The 14,901-nt window shown below is 59.5% G+C and carries 17 protein-coding genes; 14 read left to right on the top strand and 3 right to left on the bottom strand.

The features are described 5' to 3' along the window. Window positions 1-62: 62 nt before the first annotated feature. The 7 genes from ACR0A2_RS02225 to ACR0A2_RS02195 all read left to right on the top strand — a co-directional run bounded on the left by ACR0A2_RS02225 (window position 63) and on the right by ACR0A2_RS02195 (window position 7,247). Window positions 63-1,193: a bifunctional 2-C-methyl-D-erythritol 4-phosphate cytidylyltransferase/2-C-methyl-D-erythritol 2,4-cyclodiphosphate synthase gene (locus ACR0A2_RS02225; protein ID WP_480833906.1), complete on the top strand. Its 1,131-nt coding sequence runs from the start codon at window positions 63-65 to the stop codon at window positions 1,191-1,193. Further along, window positions 1,190-1,687 (top strand): phosphatidylglycerophosphatase A family protein, encoded by a 498-nt coding sequence (locus tag ACR0A2_RS02220; RefSeq protein WP_480834459.1) that lies wholly within the window; start codon window positions 1,190-1,192, stop codon window positions 1,685-1,687. Before ACR0A2_RS02225 ends, ACR0A2_RS02220 begins: the two co-directional genes overlap by 4 nt. After that, a complete protein-coding gene (locus ACR0A2_RS02215; protein WP_480833905.1) occupies window positions 1,684-2,160 on the top strand; it encodes a CinA family protein in 477 nt (158 codons plus the stop codon). The genes ACR0A2_RS02220 and ACR0A2_RS02215 overlap by 4 nt, the downstream gene beginning before the upstream one ends. Before the next feature lie 197 nt (window positions 2,161-2,357). After that, the gene (locus ACR0A2_RS02210) at window positions 2,358-3,539 is read left to right on the top strand and encodes an ammonium transporter (RefSeq protein WP_480833904.1); all 1,182 of its coding nucleotides are present in this window, start codon (window positions 2,358-2,360) and stop codon (window positions 3,537-3,539) included. A 142-nt stretch (window positions 3,540-3,681) separates the two neighbouring features. Next, on the top strand, window positions 3,682-4,362 hold the full coding sequence (locus ACR0A2_RS02205; RefSeq protein ID WP_480445298.1) for an orotate phosphoribosyltransferase: 681 nt from the start codon (window positions 3,682-3,684) through the stop codon (window positions 4,360-4,362). A gap of 225 nt (window positions 4,363-4,587) precedes the next feature. After that, window positions 4,588-6,078 carry a replicative DNA helicase gene (locus tag ACR0A2_RS02200; RefSeq protein WP_171167861.1) on the top strand — a complete coding sequence of 497 codons (1,491 nt, stop codon included), beginning with the start codon at window positions 4,588-4,590 and terminating at the stop codon, window positions 6,076-6,078. A 122-nt stretch (window positions 6,079-6,200) separates the two neighbouring features. Further along, window positions 6,201-7,247 carry a Hint domain-containing protein gene (locus ACR0A2_RS02195; protein ID WP_480833903.1) on the top strand — a complete coding sequence of 349 codons (1,047 nt, stop codon included), beginning with the start codon at window positions 6,201-6,203 and terminating at the stop codon, window positions 7,245-7,247. Between the two features lie 46 nt (window positions 7,248-7,293). Here the strand turns inward: ACR0A2_RS02195 and ACR0A2_RS02190 are convergent, their stop codons facing one another. Further along, window positions 7,294-7,833, bottom strand: coding sequence for a GNAT family N-acetyltransferase (locus ACR0A2_RS02190; protein WP_480833902.1), 540 nt, complete (start codon window positions 7,831-7,833; stop codon window positions 7,294-7,296). A gap of 240 nt (window positions 7,834-8,073) precedes the next feature. Between ACR0A2_RS02190 and alr the strand changes: the two genes are divergently transcribed. Genes alr through ACR0A2_RS02175 form a run of 3 tightly spaced genes read left to right on the top strand, consistent with a single transcriptional unit; the run spans window position 8,074 to window position 10,630 of the window. Beyond that, window positions 8,074-9,108 (top strand): alanine racemase, encoded by a 1,035-nt coding sequence (gene alr / locus ACR0A2_RS02185; protein WP_480833901.1) that lies wholly within the window; start codon window positions 8,074-8,076, stop codon window positions 9,106-9,108. Beyond that, window positions 9,105-9,887, top strand: a complete 783-nt coding sequence (locus ACR0A2_RS02180; RefSeq protein WP_480833900.1) for an MlaE family ABC transporter permease — start codon at window positions 9,105-9,107, stop codon at window positions 9,885-9,887. Before alr ends, ACR0A2_RS02180 begins: the two co-directional genes overlap by 4 nt. Continuing rightward, entirely contained in the window at window positions 9,884-10,630 is a 747-nt protein-coding gene (locus ACR0A2_RS02175) for an ABC transporter ATP-binding protein (protein WP_480833899.1), read from the top strand. The genes ACR0A2_RS02180 and ACR0A2_RS02175 overlap by 4 nt, the downstream gene beginning before the upstream one ends. Here the strand turns inward: ACR0A2_RS02175 and ACR0A2_RS02170 are convergent. Next, window positions 10,627-11,055: an acyl-CoA thioesterase gene (locus tag ACR0A2_RS02170; protein ID WP_152458165.1), complete on the bottom strand. Its 429-nt coding sequence runs from the start codon at window positions 11,053-11,055 to the stop codon at window positions 10,627-10,629. The genes ACR0A2_RS02175 and ACR0A2_RS02170 overlap by 4 nt on opposite strands. Before the next feature lie 102 nt (window positions 11,056-11,157). Here ACR0A2_RS02170 and ACR0A2_RS02165 point away from each other — a divergent pair, with 102 nt between their 5' ends. Further along, complete coding sequence (locus ACR0A2_RS02165) at window positions 11,158-11,610, top strand: paraquat-inducible protein A (protein WP_224852706.1); 453 nt, start codon at window positions 11,158-11,160, stop codon at window positions 11,608-11,610. A 182-nt stretch (window positions 11,611-11,792) separates the two neighbouring features. Here ACR0A2_RS02165 and ACR0A2_RS02160 read toward each other — a convergent pair whose 3' ends face one another. Beyond that, the gene (locus ACR0A2_RS02160; protein ID WP_480833898.1) at window positions 11,793-11,948 is read right to left on the bottom strand and encodes a hypothetical protein; all 156 of its coding nucleotides are present in this window, start codon (window positions 11,946-11,948) and stop codon (window positions 11,793-11,795) included. On the opposite strand from ACR0A2_RS02160, the gene ACR0A2_RS02155 reads away from it, so the two are divergent. From ACR0A2_RS02155 to ACR0A2_RS02145, 3 genes are all read left to right on the top strand, one after another. After that, window positions 11,941-12,543, top strand: coding sequence for a DNA repair protein (locus ACR0A2_RS02155; RefSeq protein ID WP_480833897.1), 603 nt, complete (start codon window positions 11,941-11,943; stop codon window positions 12,541-12,543). The genes ACR0A2_RS02160 and ACR0A2_RS02155 overlap by 8 nt on opposite strands. A 121-nt stretch (window positions 12,544-12,664) precedes the next feature. Beyond that, window positions 12,665-14,029: a DNA repair protein RadA gene (radA, locus tag ACR0A2_RS02150; protein WP_152458168.1), complete on the top strand. Its 1,365-nt coding sequence runs from the start codon at window positions 12,665-12,667 to the stop codon at window positions 14,027-14,029. A 40-nt stretch (window positions 14,030-14,069) separates the two neighbouring features. Beyond that, the gene (locus ACR0A2_RS02145) at window positions 14,070-14,663 is read left to right on the top strand and encodes a CvpA family protein (protein WP_152458169.1); all 594 of its coding nucleotides are present in this window, start codon (window positions 14,070-14,072) and stop codon (window positions 14,661-14,663) included. Window positions 14,664-14,901: the final 238 nt, after the last annotated feature.

The following is a 14,901-nucleotide window of genomic DNA, read 5'->3' as shown; positions in this document are numbered from 1 at the left end:
GGTGATTGCCTCTGCATTCACCGCCGCCTAAACAATGCCCATCACGAGGAGAGCGCGCACATATGACAACTGCCGCCATCATAGTTGCCGCCGGTCGCGGGTCGCGCGCCGGGGGTGGCGTGCCAAAGCAATGGCGCAGCCTTGCGGGCCGGCGGGTGGCCGATTGGACGATCGAGCGCTTTCGCGGACAGGTGGATCACATTGTTCTGGTGTTGTCCGACGAAGACAGCGCCGCATGGGAAGAATTCCGTGAAACCGACCTGATCCTGGCTGCGGGCGGAACGGATCGCGCGGGATCGGTGCGCAATGGATTGGCTGCACTGGCCGACCGGAACGTGCAGCGCGTTTTGATCCACGACGTTGCAAGGCCTTGCGTCACAACCCGCATCATCACCGACGTTCTGAACGCCCTGGAAACATGTCCGGCGGCGGCGCCCGGGCTGGCGGTGACCGATGCGCTGTGGGTTGGGCATGAACAGGCCGTGACCGGAACGCAGGATCGCAGCAACCTGTTCGCCGCGCAAACTCCGCAGGGGTTTCACTATGACGCCATCACCGCCGCCCACGCCGCCCATCCGGGCGGCGCTGCGGATGATGTCGAGGTGGCCCGCGCCGCCGGCCTTGATGTCTGCATCGTACCGGGCGATGCGGACAATCTGAAAATCACCCGACCCGAGGATTTTGCCCGGGCGGAACGCATAATGGGAACGGAAATGGATGTAAGGCTGGGCAACGGGTACGATGTGCACCGTTTTGGCGATGGGGATCATGTGATCCTTTGCGGTGTGAAAGTGCCGCATGACCGCGGACTGCAAGGCCATTCGGATGCCGATGTCGGAATGCACGCGGTCACCGATGCGATCTATGGCGCACTGGCGCAGGGGGACATCGGGCAGCATTTCCCGCCTTCGGACCCGCAATGGAAAGGCGCCGCCAGCGAAATTTTCCTGCGCCACGCGGTCGAGCTGGCGGGGCAGATGGGATACCGTATATCGAACGTCGATTGCACGCTGGTCTGCGAATATCCAAAGATTGGCCCTCATGCACCAGCCATGCGAGAAAAGATGTCTGAAATCATGGACCTGCGTGCAGATCAGGTTTCGGTCAAGGCGACAACGTCCGAGCGTCTGGGCTTCACCGGCCGCAGCGAGGGCATCGCCTCTTTGGCCACGGCATGTCTGGTGAAAGCATGAACGCGGCACAGATAATCGGGACTGTCGGTGGCGTTGGCTATTTGCGCCCTGCCCCGGGCACCTGGGGATCGCTGGTGGCCCTGCCGATGGCCTGGGTATTGCACACAATGGGTGGTTTCCCGTTGCTGGCCCTCGCAACGGTTGCGGTTTTTGTCGGCGGCCTGTGGGCCACACGCGTGATGACTGAAGGTCAGGATGACCACGACCCGTCCGAAATCGTCATTGATGAGGTCGCAGGCCAGTTCATCGCGCTTTGGGCAATTTCCTATCCGTCCTGGGCGCATGGAATCGACATTACAGCGCTCTGGCCCGGCTGGGTTGCCGGGTTCATCCTGTTTCGTCTGTTCGACATCACCAAACCCGGCCCTGTCGGCTGGGCTGATCGCCGCGGCGATCCGATGGGCGTGATGCTGGATGACGTGATTGCGGGTATATTTGCAGCCATCGGTGTGATGGTTCTGGCAGGTATCGCACACGGAGTTCTGGGGCTATGAACGTGACAGACCTGCTGGACCGCGCCAAGGCGCAGGGCGTGATGATCGCCACCGCCGAAAGCTGCACCGGCGGCATGGTCGCTGCGGCCCTGACCGATATTCCCGGAAGTTCTGCGGTCGTGGATCGGGGTTTTGTCACCTACACCAACGAGGCCAAACAGGACATGCTGGGCGTTCAGACCGAAACTCTGAACGCGCACGGTGCGGTTTCCGAACAGGTGGCCCGTGAAATGGCAGATGGCGCGCTGCGCAACTCACTGGCTCAACTTGCCGTCTCGATCACGGGAATTGCCGGGCCGGGCGGGTCCGAATTCAAACCCGAAGGGCGCGTGTGTTTCGGCTTGGCCGTCAAGGGACAGCCGACGCATGTTGACACCGTTGAATTCGGCGCACCCGGTCGCGATGCCGTGCGGCGCGCGGCGCGTGACCACGCCTTGACCCTGCTGTACACGGCCCTTTCCGCAGGCGCCTAAACTTTCAGCACATGGCCAAAAAAACCGCTCCTTTTGAAGTCAGTTGAAAAAAGGCTGCCAAAACAGGCACTTTTTTTCGCTTTGCCTCTTTTTTCTCCAACCGACGGTGGCTTGAAACAGCCCACACCGCTCACGCAGCGCCGATCCGTGCCCAGTTTCCACGGATCCGCGCACTCATTCGGAAGGGAGAATGGCCCATGAACGGAGCCGATACAGCCTGGATCATCGTAGCAACCGCGTTGGTCCTTTTCATGACATTGCCAGGCCTCGCCCTGTTCTATGGCGGGCTCGTGCGTGCCCGAAATGTCCTCAGCGTTTTCATGCATTGCTTTGCCATTGCCTGTTTGATGAGCGTCTTGTGGCTGGTCGCGGGGTATTCCATCGCGTTCGGACCCGGTGAAAGCGGGCTTTGGGGTGGTTTGGGCAAGGCCTTTCTCAACGGCGTCGATGTGGACAGCCTTGCCGGAACCCTGCCCGAGATCCTGTTCTTCGCCTTCCAGATGACCTTTGCCATCATAACCCCTGCGTTGATCGTGGGCGCTTATGTCGAACGTGTGGGCTTTGGCTTTGTCCTGACCTTTTCGGCGCTGTGGATGCTGCTTTGCTATGCGCCCGTGGTGCACTGGATCTGGGGTGGCGGGATGCTGGCTGATGGCGGCATTCTGGGCGAGATCGGTGTGCGAGACTTTGCTGGTGGCATCGTGGTGCATGAAACCGCTGGTCTGGCAGCACTGATTGTCGCGGTCATCCTCGGGCCGCGTCGCAACCGCACCACTCCGCCGCACAACCCCGGTTATGTCATGGTCGGCGCCGCAATGCTGTGGGTCGGCTGGTTCGGTTTCAACGGTGGTTCGCAACTGGCAGCCGATGGCGGAGCGGCGATGGCCCTGACCGTCACGCACCTGTCCGCGGCTATGGCATCGCTAAGCTGGGCCCTGTGGGAGCGTATCCGCTTTGGCAAGGCCTCGATGGTCGGTCTGGTTACCGGCACAATCGCGGGTCTGGCCTCGATCACGCCTGCATCGGGTTTCGTCGGTCCGGTTCAGGCCCTGATCATTGGCGCGGTGGCCGGTGTTCTGTGTCAGGAAGCCGTCAGCATCGTGCGTAACAAGCTGAATATCGACGACACGCTGGATGTGTTCGCCGTGCATGGTGTCGGCGGTATCTTCGGCACGCTCATGATCGCCCTGTTTGGCCTTGGAACCTGGACCGCTCAGTTGGTCGGGCTCGTTATCGTGGGTTCCTTTACGGCAGTTATCACGTTTGTGTTGGTCAAACTGGTTGCACAGATCACGCCACTTCGCGTAGACGCCGAGACCGAGACAAATGGCCTCGACCTCTCGGTACATGGCGAGCGGGCCTATGACATGAGCAGTTAAGCCCACCTTGGCTGCCCATCGCCCGTATGGGCAAAAGCGGACCTCTTGGGGGTCCGCTTTTCTTTTGCCCAATCCCTCTCGACTCCGGCCCAAGGGTCGGGCTATCAGCCCGCAACGTGTTTTCAGCCCCGAGGTTTGCGCCATGATCCCCAGTTCTTTTCCCGACAGCACCGAAATCGCCCGCCTGACTGCACGGATGCTGCTGGAGATCAAGGCCGTGCATTTCAACTCGCGGGAACCGTTCACGCTGGCCAGCGGGTTGCCCAGCCCGACCTATATCGACTGCCGCAAACTGATCTCGTATCCGCGTATCCGCTCGACCCTTATGGATTTCCTGACCGTCACGGTGATGCGGGAGGCTGGCTTTGAGGCATTCGACAACATCGCAGGCGGGGAAACGGCGGGCATCCCCTTTGCCGCCATGGTCGCCGAGCGCATGGCTCTGCCCATGACCTACGTGCGCAAGAAACCCAAGGGCTATGGCCGCAACGCCCGAATCGAGGGGGCGATGAGCGAAGGTGAGCGTGTGTTGCTGGTTGAAGACCTGACCACTGATGGCGGCTCGAAACTGTCCTTTGTCGATGCGATCCGCGAAACCGGTGCCGACTGCGGGCACACCGCCGTCATCTTCTACTACGGCATCTTCCCCGAGACCGAGAAAACGCTGGGTGATCATGGCGTCAAGCTGCACTCGCTCTGCACATGGTGGGATGTTCTGGCAGAGGCCAAGGCACAGAAAGCCTTTGATCAGGAAACACTTGATGGTGTCGAAGCTTTCCTGAACGACCCGCGTGGATGGCAAGAGGCCAATAAACCAGCGTAAACCTCTTGTGGAAGGATTGGGGATAAACCCGAAAGAATCGGGCAGGTCGCCACGATATGTGGTGACTTTTCCGACAATTCCTACATAATAAGCGATGCATATGCAGGCATCCAAGCGGTCTGGAAAGTTATCCCTAGGCTTTACCCCAAGTTAGTCACAGGTATTTCCAGATAGCTTGCGGTGACGTTTCGCGTGTAGAACCTCGGAACGGGCAGCGGGGATAAAATGAACGAGATCAGCAGTATCGAGCAGGCAGCGGCACAGATTCAGAACGCCGAAACCATGCCGCATTCCATTGAGGCCGAACAACAGCTTCTGGGTGCGATCCTGACCAATAACGACCTGTACGACCGGGTCGCCTCGATCATCGGGGCTGAACATTTCTATGATCCGGTCCATGCCCGGATTTACGAGGTGGCCTCGGCCCGCATCGCAAAGAATGCGCTTGCCTCGCCCGTGACGCTCAAATCCTTCATGGCCGAGGATGAGGGCCTGAAGGAACTGGGCGGTCCCGCTTATCTGGTCAAACTGGCCGGCGCTTCGATCAGCGCATTCGCGGTGCACGACTATGCCCAGATGATCTATGACCTCGCCATCCGGCGCGAGTTGATCCGGCTGGGCCGCGACATCTCGGACAAGGCGGCGCGGGTCGATGTTTCGAGCGAGCCGAAAGAACAGATCGTCGAGGCCGAGCAGCAGCTTTATCAGCTGTCCGAGCAGGGCCAGACCGAGCAAGGCTTTCAGTCCTTCCTGAAGGCCGTCACCGAAGCCGTCAACGTCACCAACGAGGCCTACCAGCGCGGCGGCGGCATGGCCGGGATTTCCACCGGTCTGGCCGATCTGGACAAGCAATTGGGTGGGTTGCACCCGTCTGACCTGATCATTCTGGCCGGGCGTCCATCCATGGGTAAAACCTCGCTGGCGACCAACATCGCCTTCAACGTTGCCAAGGCCTACAAGCGCGGCACAAAGCCCGACGGCAGCGAAGGCGCGGTCGATGGCGGCGTTGTTGGCTTCTTCTCACTTGAGATGAGTGCGGAACAGCTTGCGGGCCGGGTTCTGGCGGAAGCCTCGGAGATTTCCAGCCACAAAATCCGTCAGGGCGACATGACTGAGGCCGAGTTCCGTCGATTTGTGGATGCGGCCAAAGAGCTTGAGGCGTGTCCCCTGTTTATTGACGACACCCCTGCCTTGCCGATCTCGCAACTCGCCGCCCGGGCACGACGGTTGAAACGAACGCACGGGCTGGACTTGCTGGTCATCGACTATCTACAGCTCTGCCGCGGCATGGCCGACAACCGGGTGAACGAAATCGCCGAGATATCGATGGGCATGAAAGCTATCGCCAAGGAACTAAACATCCCGGTCATTGCTCTTTCACAGCTGTCGCGGCAGGTGGAAAACCGCGACGACAAGCGCCCGCAGCTGTCCGACCTGCGCGAATCCGGCTCGATCGAGCAGGACGCCGACGTTGTGATGTTTGTGTTCCGCGAGGAATACTACAAAGAGCGCGAAAAGCCCGGCGATCACGAACTGGAAAAGATGGAAGAGTGGAAGCAGGCGATGGAACGTCTGCACGGCAAGGCCGAAGTCATTGTCGGCAAACAGCGTCACGGACCCATCGGTACGGTCGAGTTGTCGTTCGAAGCCCAATTCACCCGCTTTGGCAATCTGGTCAAACCCTGGCAACAGGGTGGTGAAATCGAGGGTTATTGATCGCGGACAGAACACCTGCCCCAGATATGAAACGCCAAGCCCTTTGGTGTTTTTCCTGCCCGGTGTTAACGTGACGGTGACGTTCAACCCAACGCGCCAAACCCGCCCGGAGACCCCCTGATTTGCCCGCGATCATATCGGAAATAAGATATCGCAACGGCCCGAACTTTGCTCCGGACGGAGATTTCATTGAAATCCGGGTTCCGACCGGAACCGACGTCACCGGCTTGCAGGTCGATGTTTACAACCCCAATGGCTCGGTGCGCAGTTCGACGGATGTCGACAACGGAACGATGACCACCGTGGGCGGGTTCGACTATTACGTGATTTCGGCGCGCATCAACCGGTTTGGGGCGGTCTCTCTTTCGGACAATGGTTCGGTTCTCAGCTTTGTATCCTTCGACTCGCAGGTGACTGCGACACAGGGGCCGGCCAGTGGCCAGACCTCGACCCAGATCGGCAGCAACGGCACGGACGATACCGCGTCTTTGTCATCGAAGGACGGGGTGAACTTTGTTGAGGATCCCAATCCCAGCCCCGGCGCACCCTGTTTTGTTTCGGACACCCTGATCCTGACGGACCGCGGCGAAATCAGCGTTCAGGATATCCGCCCCGGTGACAAAGTGATGACGACCAAAGGCAGCGCGACCACCGTTCGGCTTGTTCTGTCCCGGTCCCTGCGCCAGGCCGATCTGTTGAAATCCCCCGAACTGCGCCCAGTTTGCATCACGGCCGGCGCCCTGGGGCACGGCCTGCCCCGCCGGGACCTGACGGTTTCGCGACAGCACAGAATGCTGGTCCGATCGGACATCGCGCAGCGCATGTTCGACACAAGAGACGTTTTGGTCTCGGCCATCCGGCTGACAGACCTGCCGGGCGTTTACGTGGATTACGATGCGACGCAGGTGGTTTATCATCACGTTGTCTGTGACCGTCACGTGGTTCTTTTTGCCGAAGGCGCGCCGAGTGAAAGCCTGTTTACCGGCCCCGAAGCGCTCAAATCCCTTCCGCCCGAAGCGTTGCACGAGCTGTCGCAGATTTTTCCCGGTCTCGACTGCAATAAGGATATGGACCCTGCCGTCTATATCCCCAGCGGCAGGCGACAGAAAAAGCTGGTGGCCCGACATGTCCGGAACAGCAAGGCGATCATAGATGAGGCCCTGTTCTAGGCTGTGGAACCAAGGCCATTGACCAAAGCGAAAAAACCGATCCCGCCTACCACAGCAATGGATTGTTCAGCGCGGAAACGCATCGCGACGGGCCTTTCAGCGGTTTCAGGTCAAAACCGTCCAGCGCCTGTCCCAACCAGCCGTGCGGATGGCTTAGTTTCAGCGGTGGCTGGGCAGTATCCTCGGTGATCTGCACAAAACCCGTTCTGCAATAATAGGCCGGGTCGCCATAGGTCAGTGCCACATCCACACCTGCCGCCCGCAAGCGATCCAGACCATAGGAAATCAGCGCCTGTCCAATACCTGTTTTTTGCCTGCCCGTTTGCACGGCCATCGGCGAGAGTATGAACACATTGCGCGTATCCTGCGAAAACGTCATCCGGGAAAAGATGGCACAGCCAAGCAGCTCGTGATCGTGTTGAGCCGTGCACACCAGGATATCTTCAGGCGGCGTGCTGTTGAGCAATTCACGTACGAATGCACCTATTTCCGCCCCTTCCCCTGGCCCTTCCGATGCGGAAAAAACGTCTGCAAAAAGACGGATGATCTCTGACGGGTCCCGGGTCAAACCGGAAGAAAAATCCATGGCTTCCTCATGAGTTGACGCTGCGCCCGGTCTTTACCGAAACCGAACGATCCGGTTCCCAAGATCGCTTTAACGTTGATGTGAAGACAATCCCCAAAACGTGCAACCATGGCGGAATGCTGCCATTTCTTCTGGTTTTATGGTGTTTTCCGTAACAACAGACCAAACACCAACATAAACCGACAGGTAAAAGCGCCATTCCCTCTTGACCTTGGACGGCGCAATGTCATGAACAGTGCCATGAGTACTGCACGTTTGACGATCAATCTTCAGGCGCTCGCCAGCAATTGGCGGGCGCTCGACGCGAAAACCGGGGTCGAAACCGGCGCCGTGGTCAAGGCCGATGCCTATGGGCTGGGTGCCGGGCCCGTCAGCGATACGCTGGCCGAGGAAGGCGTTCGCAAGTTTTTTGTGGCTGCCGCAGAAGAAGGCGCCGCTGTCCGCAAGGCGGTCGGCCCCGGCCCGATGATCTTAGTCTTTTCCGGCCATATGGAGGGCGACACAGACCTTCTGCGCGCCAACGACCTGACGCCGCTGATCAACTCGGGCGAGCAGTATCAGCGCCATATGGAGGCCCTGCCCGACCATCCCTTTGGCATTCAGCTGGACAGTGGCATGAACCGGCTGGGGCTGGAACCCGCCGACTGGGCCGAACTGCGTCCAAGGGCCGAGGCCCTGAACCCAGCCGTTGTCATGTCTCATCTGGCCTGCTCGGACGAGCCGGACCATCCGATGAATCGGCAGCAGCTCAAAACCTTCCGCGAGATGACCGACGGCATCGCCGCGCCGCGTTCTTTGGCTGCGACCGGCGGTATGCTTTTGGGGCCCGAGTTCCATTTCGATTTCTGCCGCCCGGGCATCGGCCTGTATGGCGGCCTCCCCTTTGTGGATGCCAAACCCGTTGTCACCGTCGATCTGCCTGTCATTCAGGTGCGCAGATTGACCGTGGGCGAAACCGTTGGTTACGGCAACAGTTGGTTAGCGCGTCGGCCGTCCCGTATCGCCACCGTCGCGGCCGGGTATGCGGACGGCCTGCATCGCGCCATCGGGGGCGGCATCGACGCCTTCGCAGGCAATCAGCCCTGCCCGGTTGTTGGCCGTATCTCGATGGACCTGATCACGGTGGACGTCACCGACCTGCCAAAAGACCCGGAACGCCTGCGTATCCTGAATGGCCATCAGACCGTCGATGACCTGGCCGAAGCTGCCGGGACAATTGGCTATGAAATCCTCACATCAATGGGCAATCGCTATTCGCGGGGCTATGTGGAATGAACCCGCTCACCGCGCTCGGAGGTCTGGGCCGCACGGTTCTGAGCCTGCTTGCGGCCTTTGGCCGGGTGGCACTGTTCGCGCTTGATGCGATTTCGCATATTCTGCGCCCCCCCTTCTATCCGCGCGAATTTGGCATGGCCCTGCTGAACATCGGCTGGCTGTCTCTGCCCGTGGTCGGCCTGACCGCGATTTTCACCGGCGGTGCGCTGGCGTTGCAGATCTACGCCGGCGGCGCGCGTTTCAACGCCGAAGCAGTGGTGCCCCAGATCGTCGCCATCGGCATGGTGCGAGAGCTCGGCCCGGTTCTGGTCGGCCTGATGATTGCCGCGCGCGTGACATCCTCGATCGCGGCCGAAATCGCCACAATGAAAGTGACCGAACAGATCGACGCGCTGGTCACGCTGTCCACGCATCCGATGAAATACCTCACCGTCCCGCGCGTTCTGGCCGCCCTGATCACGGTGCCAGCTTTGGTGGCAGTGGGTGACATCATCGGAATTGCCGGCGGCTACACCGTCGCCACGCAAAATCTGGGCTTCAACCCGGCCGCCTATCTGAAAAACACGGTCGATTTCCTTGAAGCCCGCGACATCGTCTCGTCGCTGGTCAAAGGCGCGACTTTTGGCCTGATCGCGGCGATCATGGGCTGTTACTACGGCATGAATTCCGGCCGTGGCGCACAAGGCGTGGGCCGCGCCACCAAGGGCTCGGTCGAGGCCGCGGCGGTGTTGATCCTGGCCGCAAACTTCGTTCTCACAGGGGTATTCTTCTCGCTATGATCCGGATGGAGAACGTATATAAGGCCTTTGGCGACAACCACGTGCTGCAAGGCATGAACCTTGAGATCCCCAAGGGCACCTCGATGGTCATCATCGGCGGTTCGGGCACCGGAAAATCGGTCGCTCTGAAGTGCATTCTGGGCCTGATCAAACCCGACAGCGGCATGATCTATGTGGACGGCAAAGACGCCAGCAAGGGCGACCGAGATGCCTTTCTGGCCCGGTTTGGCATGCTGTTTCAGGGCGCGGCGCTGTTTGATTCACTGACCGTCTGGCAGAACGTCGCCTTCCGCCTGCTGCGTGGTTCTCTGAAACGTCCCACCGAGGAAGCCCGCGAAATCGCCATCGAAAAACTGCGCCGCGTGGGCCTGAAATCCGACGTCGCCGACCGCTTTCCGGCGGAACTGTCAGGCGGCATGCAAAAACGCGTGGGTCTTGCCCGCGCCATCGCCGCCGAGCCCGAAATCATCTTTTTCGACGAACCCACCACCGGCCTCGACCCGATCATGTCCGGCGTCATCAATGACCTGATCCGCGAGATCGTGACCGAGATGGGCGCCACCGCGATGACCATCACCCACGACATGAGCTCGGTCCGCGCGATTGCCGACAACGTCGCCATGCTGCACGGAGGCGTCATCCAGTGGACCGGCCCGGTCAGCCAGATGGATGCCTCGGGTGATCCCTATGTCGAGCAGTTCATCAGCGGGAGTGCAGAGGGGCCGATTGAGGCTGTGCGTTAATCTTCGCTCTTTGCCAGCCACTTTGCCGAGCGTTCGATAACGTCCTGAGGAATAGCTTCGGCGCGCCTTGTCTGCAGGTTGAGCAAGACGCATTTAAAAACGGTCGAAAATGTCGTCTCACCGTCCATCACTCGAACTAATTTGTGGCTGAAAGTCATGGACTTCGTTCCTACTTTCAGGATTTCGCTTTCCATTTGGATCGCCTCGCCGGCACTCAACTCCGCAAGGAAATTGCTTTCTGCATGGACCACCGCAAAGGATAGCTTTCTTCCTGACCGCATGTCTTCGGACGTCAGCCCCAACTCTGCCTGCAACGCAAAAACGGAATCCGAACATGCCGCAAAATACTTGGACACGTTCATATGCCCCAGAAAATCACAGTCCGATGGATCGACAATTGACTTGAAGGCCACAAAACCCGACATCATTCCTCCCCGTCTAAAAATAACTCAGTGGCGAGTGCTGGTTTAAGGTAACCATATCAAATCATCGCCGCAAATTTCGAAATCTTACCTAGACGCCCAGTCATGACCCTCCGCCTCGCCACCCTCTCCCTCCTGATCCTCTACCCCATCGCGTGGTTCGCCCCACTGATGCGCGCGGGGTTCCTGCCGATCTTCGGCCTCAGCGAAATCAGTGTCATCACCGGGCTGCAATCCTTGTGGAAATCCGACGTCTTCCTCGCGCTGATCGTCACCATCTTCGCCCTCTTCGCGCCCTACATCAAAACCATCGGCACCGCGCTGATCCAATGGAATCTTCTGGATGCCCGCGTCCAACCCGCGCTCAATATCCTTGGCAAACTGGCCATGGCCGACATTTTCCTGATCGCGCTTTACATCACTTTGGCCAAGGGCATCTCATACGCCACCGTTGAGACCGCATGGGGTCTCTACCTGTTCACGGCCTGCATTCTGGCCTCCATCGTGCTTGGCCATATTACAGAGATGACATCCACTTCACGAAAAGCTCAGACCTAATTGATTGAAAACACAAATCTAAGTATCATCTTTATATTTCGAGCAGCAGTGTTTTGTAGTTTTCGGGTCCGCAGCGGATCGTACGCAATCGTTTGATTACCTTCCGCTTGGGCCCGGTGTGTACCGGTTTGAAGAAGGAGTTCGACGATCATGGCCGCCCTCCACAGTATTACATTGCAATTTCAGAATGCCTTTTTAAGACTGACTTTTTTCCTGATCTGTTTGGCGGCCTTGTTGGCCGTTTCAGCCACGTTGTTGTCCGCTTTTGGCGTATTGCCCTGGCTCTCAATGCAGGCCGGATTTGGCGAGGCACCGGCGAAGGATGCCGGCATGTTCATCCAGATTGGCCTGACAGCGCTGATTCTCATGCTGGCGTTTTACCTGCCGGCCAATGCCCGAATGATGGCGCTGGAAAACAACCACCGCAAATTTGCGCTCAATATGCATGACATCGCGGACGCGTACCAAATGGCTCATGCCGCCGATCGCGGCGGGCTGTTCATGATGTCGTCCGAGTTTGACGCCGTCAAGGAACGTATGGGGTTTCTGCGCCAGCACCCCGACCTGCAATCGCTCGAGCCTGAGATCCTGGAACTGGCCGCGCAGATGAGCCAGATCAGTCAGGAACTGGCCCGGACCTATGGCGATGCGCAGGTCGAACGCGCGCGGATGTTCCTGCAACAGCGACAGGAAGAGATCGAACTGTTTCAACAGCGTCTGGAAGAGGCGCAGGTCATCCAGAACGAATTGCGCCAATGGACGCGGGATGTGGAAATGGAAGAGACGATCGCCAGGTCGCAACTTACCCGCCTAAGGGATGAGCTGTTCGAGCTTCTGCCCGAATTGTCGACCCAACTGCACACACCGCGCAACAAGGGCGCCTCAAAGGCGTCCAGCGTGGTTGCAATGTCGCCCCTTCGACCGGCGGAATAGGCGCGTCAGCGCCCGCTGCGGGTGATGGCCCAACCGGGCCTGAGGCCGCAGCGCGCCATCGGAGGTGAGGAACGCCCGCAAGGGCTTGAAGAACCGCCCAAGCTCGGGCACCAAGTGCGTCATGGCAAAGACGACATCCTTTTCCTGCTCGGCCTGCGGTGCGACGCATACAAGATGGTCCGGACGCTGCGACGGTTGCGGCGAATGGAACACCATTGTTCAGGACGCGCCCATATCGACTGGCCCGGCCAGAAAATCCCTCGGCGGCAAACGCGGCCAGTCCATCGCACTCACGGATTTGTCCACCGAGGAAACACCGCCGCCCCGCACCCTCTGCGGGGTCGAGGAGCTGGACCGCGTCTTGGGCGGCGGGCTGGTCCCGGCCTCCGCCCTGTTGGTGGGCGGAGACCCCGGCATCGGGAAATCTACCCTGCTGCTGCAAGCCGCAGCGCGTTTCGCACGTGCGGGCGTGAAAACCATCTATGTCTCGGGCGAAGAAGCCAGCGCACAGGTGCGTATGCGCGCCCGCCGTCTTGGGCTTGAGGACGCCCCCGTTCAACTTGCCGCCGAAACCAACCTGCGCGACATCCTCACGACGCTGGAAGCCGAAAAACCGGGCCTGGCCATCATCGATTCGATTCAGACGATGTGGGCAGACAATGTCGACAGCGCACCCGGTTCCGTATCACAAGTCCGGGCCGCCGCCCATGAACTGACCACGTTTGCGAAACGGCACGGTGTTTCGATCATCATGGTTGGCCACGTCACCAAGGAAGGCCAGATCGCGGGCCCTCGTGTGGTCGAACACATGGTTGATACCGTCCTATATTTCGAGGGCGAGCGCGGCCACCAGTTCCGCATCCTGCGCGCGGTCAAGAACCGCTTTGGGCCAGCGGACGAAATCGGCGTATTCGAGATGACCGGCAAGGGTCTGGCGCAAGTGACCAACCCCTCGGCCCTGTTCCTGTCCGAACGTGGCAGGCCAAGCCCCGGCTCTGCTGTTTTTGCGGGCATTGAAGGCACCCGTCCCGTGCTGGTCGAATTGCAGGCTCTGGTCGCACCCTCGCCCCACTCACAGCCCCGCCGCACCGTTGTTGGGTGGGACAGCGGGCGGTTGGCAATGATCCTTGCGGTGCTCGAGGCCCGCTGCGGCATTCCTTTTGCCGGGCTCGACGTCTATCTCAACGTTGCCGGAGGTCTGAAAGTCAGCGAACCCGCCGCCGATCTGGCTGTGGCTGCCGCCCTTCTCAGTGCCCGAGAAGACACAGCATTGCCCGCCGACACCGTCGTATTCGGAGAAATCTCGCTGTCCGGGGCACTTAGACCGGCCCCACAGACCGAAAACAGGTTGAAAGAAGCGCAAAAACTTGGTTTCACGGCGGCAATTGCTCCGGCTGGTGGCAAAACCGGCACTGTGGCAGGTCTGACACTCACCCGACCCTCTGATTTGGTGGGGTTTGTTGGCGAAACCTTCGGAGCAGGTTAAAGTCGCGCCTTGAGGGGCAGAAAAAGAACAGGCGAGGGCCATGGAAGGTTTTACAATAATTGACGGGGTCGTCGCCCTGATCATCGTGCTGTCGGGCTTGCTGGCCTACTCACGTGGCTTCATGCGCGAAGTTCTGGCCATTGCAGGCTGGGTCGCGGCGGCCGTTCTGGCATTCATCTTTGCCCCACAGGCTGTACCGCTGGTCAAAGAAATCCCGGTGGTCGGAGATTTCCTGCGCGACAGCTGTGAACTTTCGGTGATCACCGGCTTTGCAGCCGTCTTTGCCTTGGCTTTGATTGTGGTCAGCATTTTCACACCGCTGTTTTCGTCGCTGGTCCAGCGCTCGGCTTTGGGCGGCCTGGATCAGGCGCTGGGGCTGTTCTTCGGCATCGCGCGCGGCATTCTGCTGGTTGCAATCGCCTTCTTTGTCTATGACACGGTCATGACTGGCCAGTCCTATACAATCGTAGACGAAAGCCGCTCGGCCAAGGTATTCGAGCAGTTCAGCAGCCAGATTGAAGAGCAAAACCCCGAAGCCGCTCTGGGCTGGGTGACTGCACAATACGAAGAACTTGTCGCCAGCTGCACGGCAGGAAACGAACAACCCGAAACCACGGCACCAGCTGACGGGTAAAGTCAGGGTGCATTGCGTGATCAAAGCCCGGCACTGTCCGGGCTTTTTCGATTCAAATGTACCCTTCCCCGCCACAAACCGTGCAGCGGATCGTTTTCAACCCAAAACACCCGTCGCACCGGCTGGAAATCGGTTTTCCAAGAATATCCCGGCTTTTGACAACTTCGCCCGCCCCGTTGCAGATCTGACAGGGCGCCCGGCCCATTCCCCGGCACCTGTGGCACCGTTGTTTGATCCG

Source organism: Ruegeria sp. H8, assembly GCF_056532905.1.
Note: the sequence above shows the minus strand (reverse complement) of the source record. Positions and strands in the feature narration are given on the sequence as shown.

Coding starts and splice junctions, on each gene's coding strand:
- ACR0A2_RS02225 (WP_480833906.1), top strand. CDS start 63: ATGACAACTGCCGCCATCATAGTTGCCGCCGGTCGCGGGTCGCGCGCC.
- ACR0A2_RS02220 (WP_480834459.1), top strand. CDS start 1,190: ATGAACGCGGCACAGATAATCGGGACTGTCGGTGGCGTTGGCTATTTG.
- ACR0A2_RS02215 (WP_480833905.1), top strand. CDS start 1,684: ATGAACGTGACAGACCTGCTGGACCGCGCCAAGGCGCAGGGCGTGATG.
- ACR0A2_RS02210 (WP_480833904.1), top strand. CDS start 2,358: ATGAACGGAGCCGATACAGCCTGGATCATCGTAGCAACCGCGTTGGTC.
- ACR0A2_RS02205 (WP_480445298.1), top strand. CDS start 3,682: ATGATCCCCAGTTCTTTTCCCGACAGCACCGAAATCGCCCGCCTGACT.
- ACR0A2_RS02200 (WP_171167861.1), top strand. CDS start 4,588: ATGAACGAGATCAGCAGTATCGAGCAGGCAGCGGCACAGATTCAGAAC.
- ACR0A2_RS02190 (WP_480833902.1), bottom strand. CDS start 7,833: ATGGATTTTTCTTCCGGTTTGACCCGGGACCCGTCAGAGATCATCCGT.
- alr (WP_480833901.1), top strand. CDS start 8,074: ATGAGTACTGCACGTTTGACGATCAATCTTCAGGCGCTCGCCAGCAAT.
- ACR0A2_RS02180 (WP_480833900.1), top strand. CDS start 9,105: ATGAACCCGCTCACCGCGCTCGGAGGTCTGGGCCGCACGGTTCTGAGC.
- ACR0A2_RS02175 (WP_480833899.1), top strand. CDS start 9,884: ATGATCCGGATGGAGAACGTATATAAGGCCTTTGGCGACAACCACGTG.
- ACR0A2_RS02170 (WP_152458165.1), bottom strand. CDS start 11,055: ATGTCGGGTTTTGTGGCCTTCAAGTCAATTGTCGATCCATCGGACTGT.
- ACR0A2_RS02165 (WP_224852706.1), top strand. CDS start 11,158: ATGACCCTCCGCCTCGCCACCCTCTCCCTCCTGATCCTCTACCCCATC.
- ACR0A2_RS02155 (WP_480833897.1), top strand. CDS start 11,941: ATGTTCATCCAGATTGGCCTGACAGCGCTGATTCTCATGCTGGCGTTT.
- ACR0A2_RS02160 (WP_480833898.1), bottom strand. CDS start 11,948: ATGAACATGCCGGCATCCTTCGCCGGTGCCTCGCCAAATCCGGCCTGC.
- radA (WP_152458168.1), top strand. CDS start 12,665: ATGGCAAAGACGACATCCTTTTCCTGCTCGGCCTGCGGTGCGACGCAT.
- ACR0A2_RS02145 (WP_152458169.1), top strand. CDS start 14,070: ATGGAAGGTTTTACAATAATTGACGGGGTCGTCGCCCTGATCATCGTG.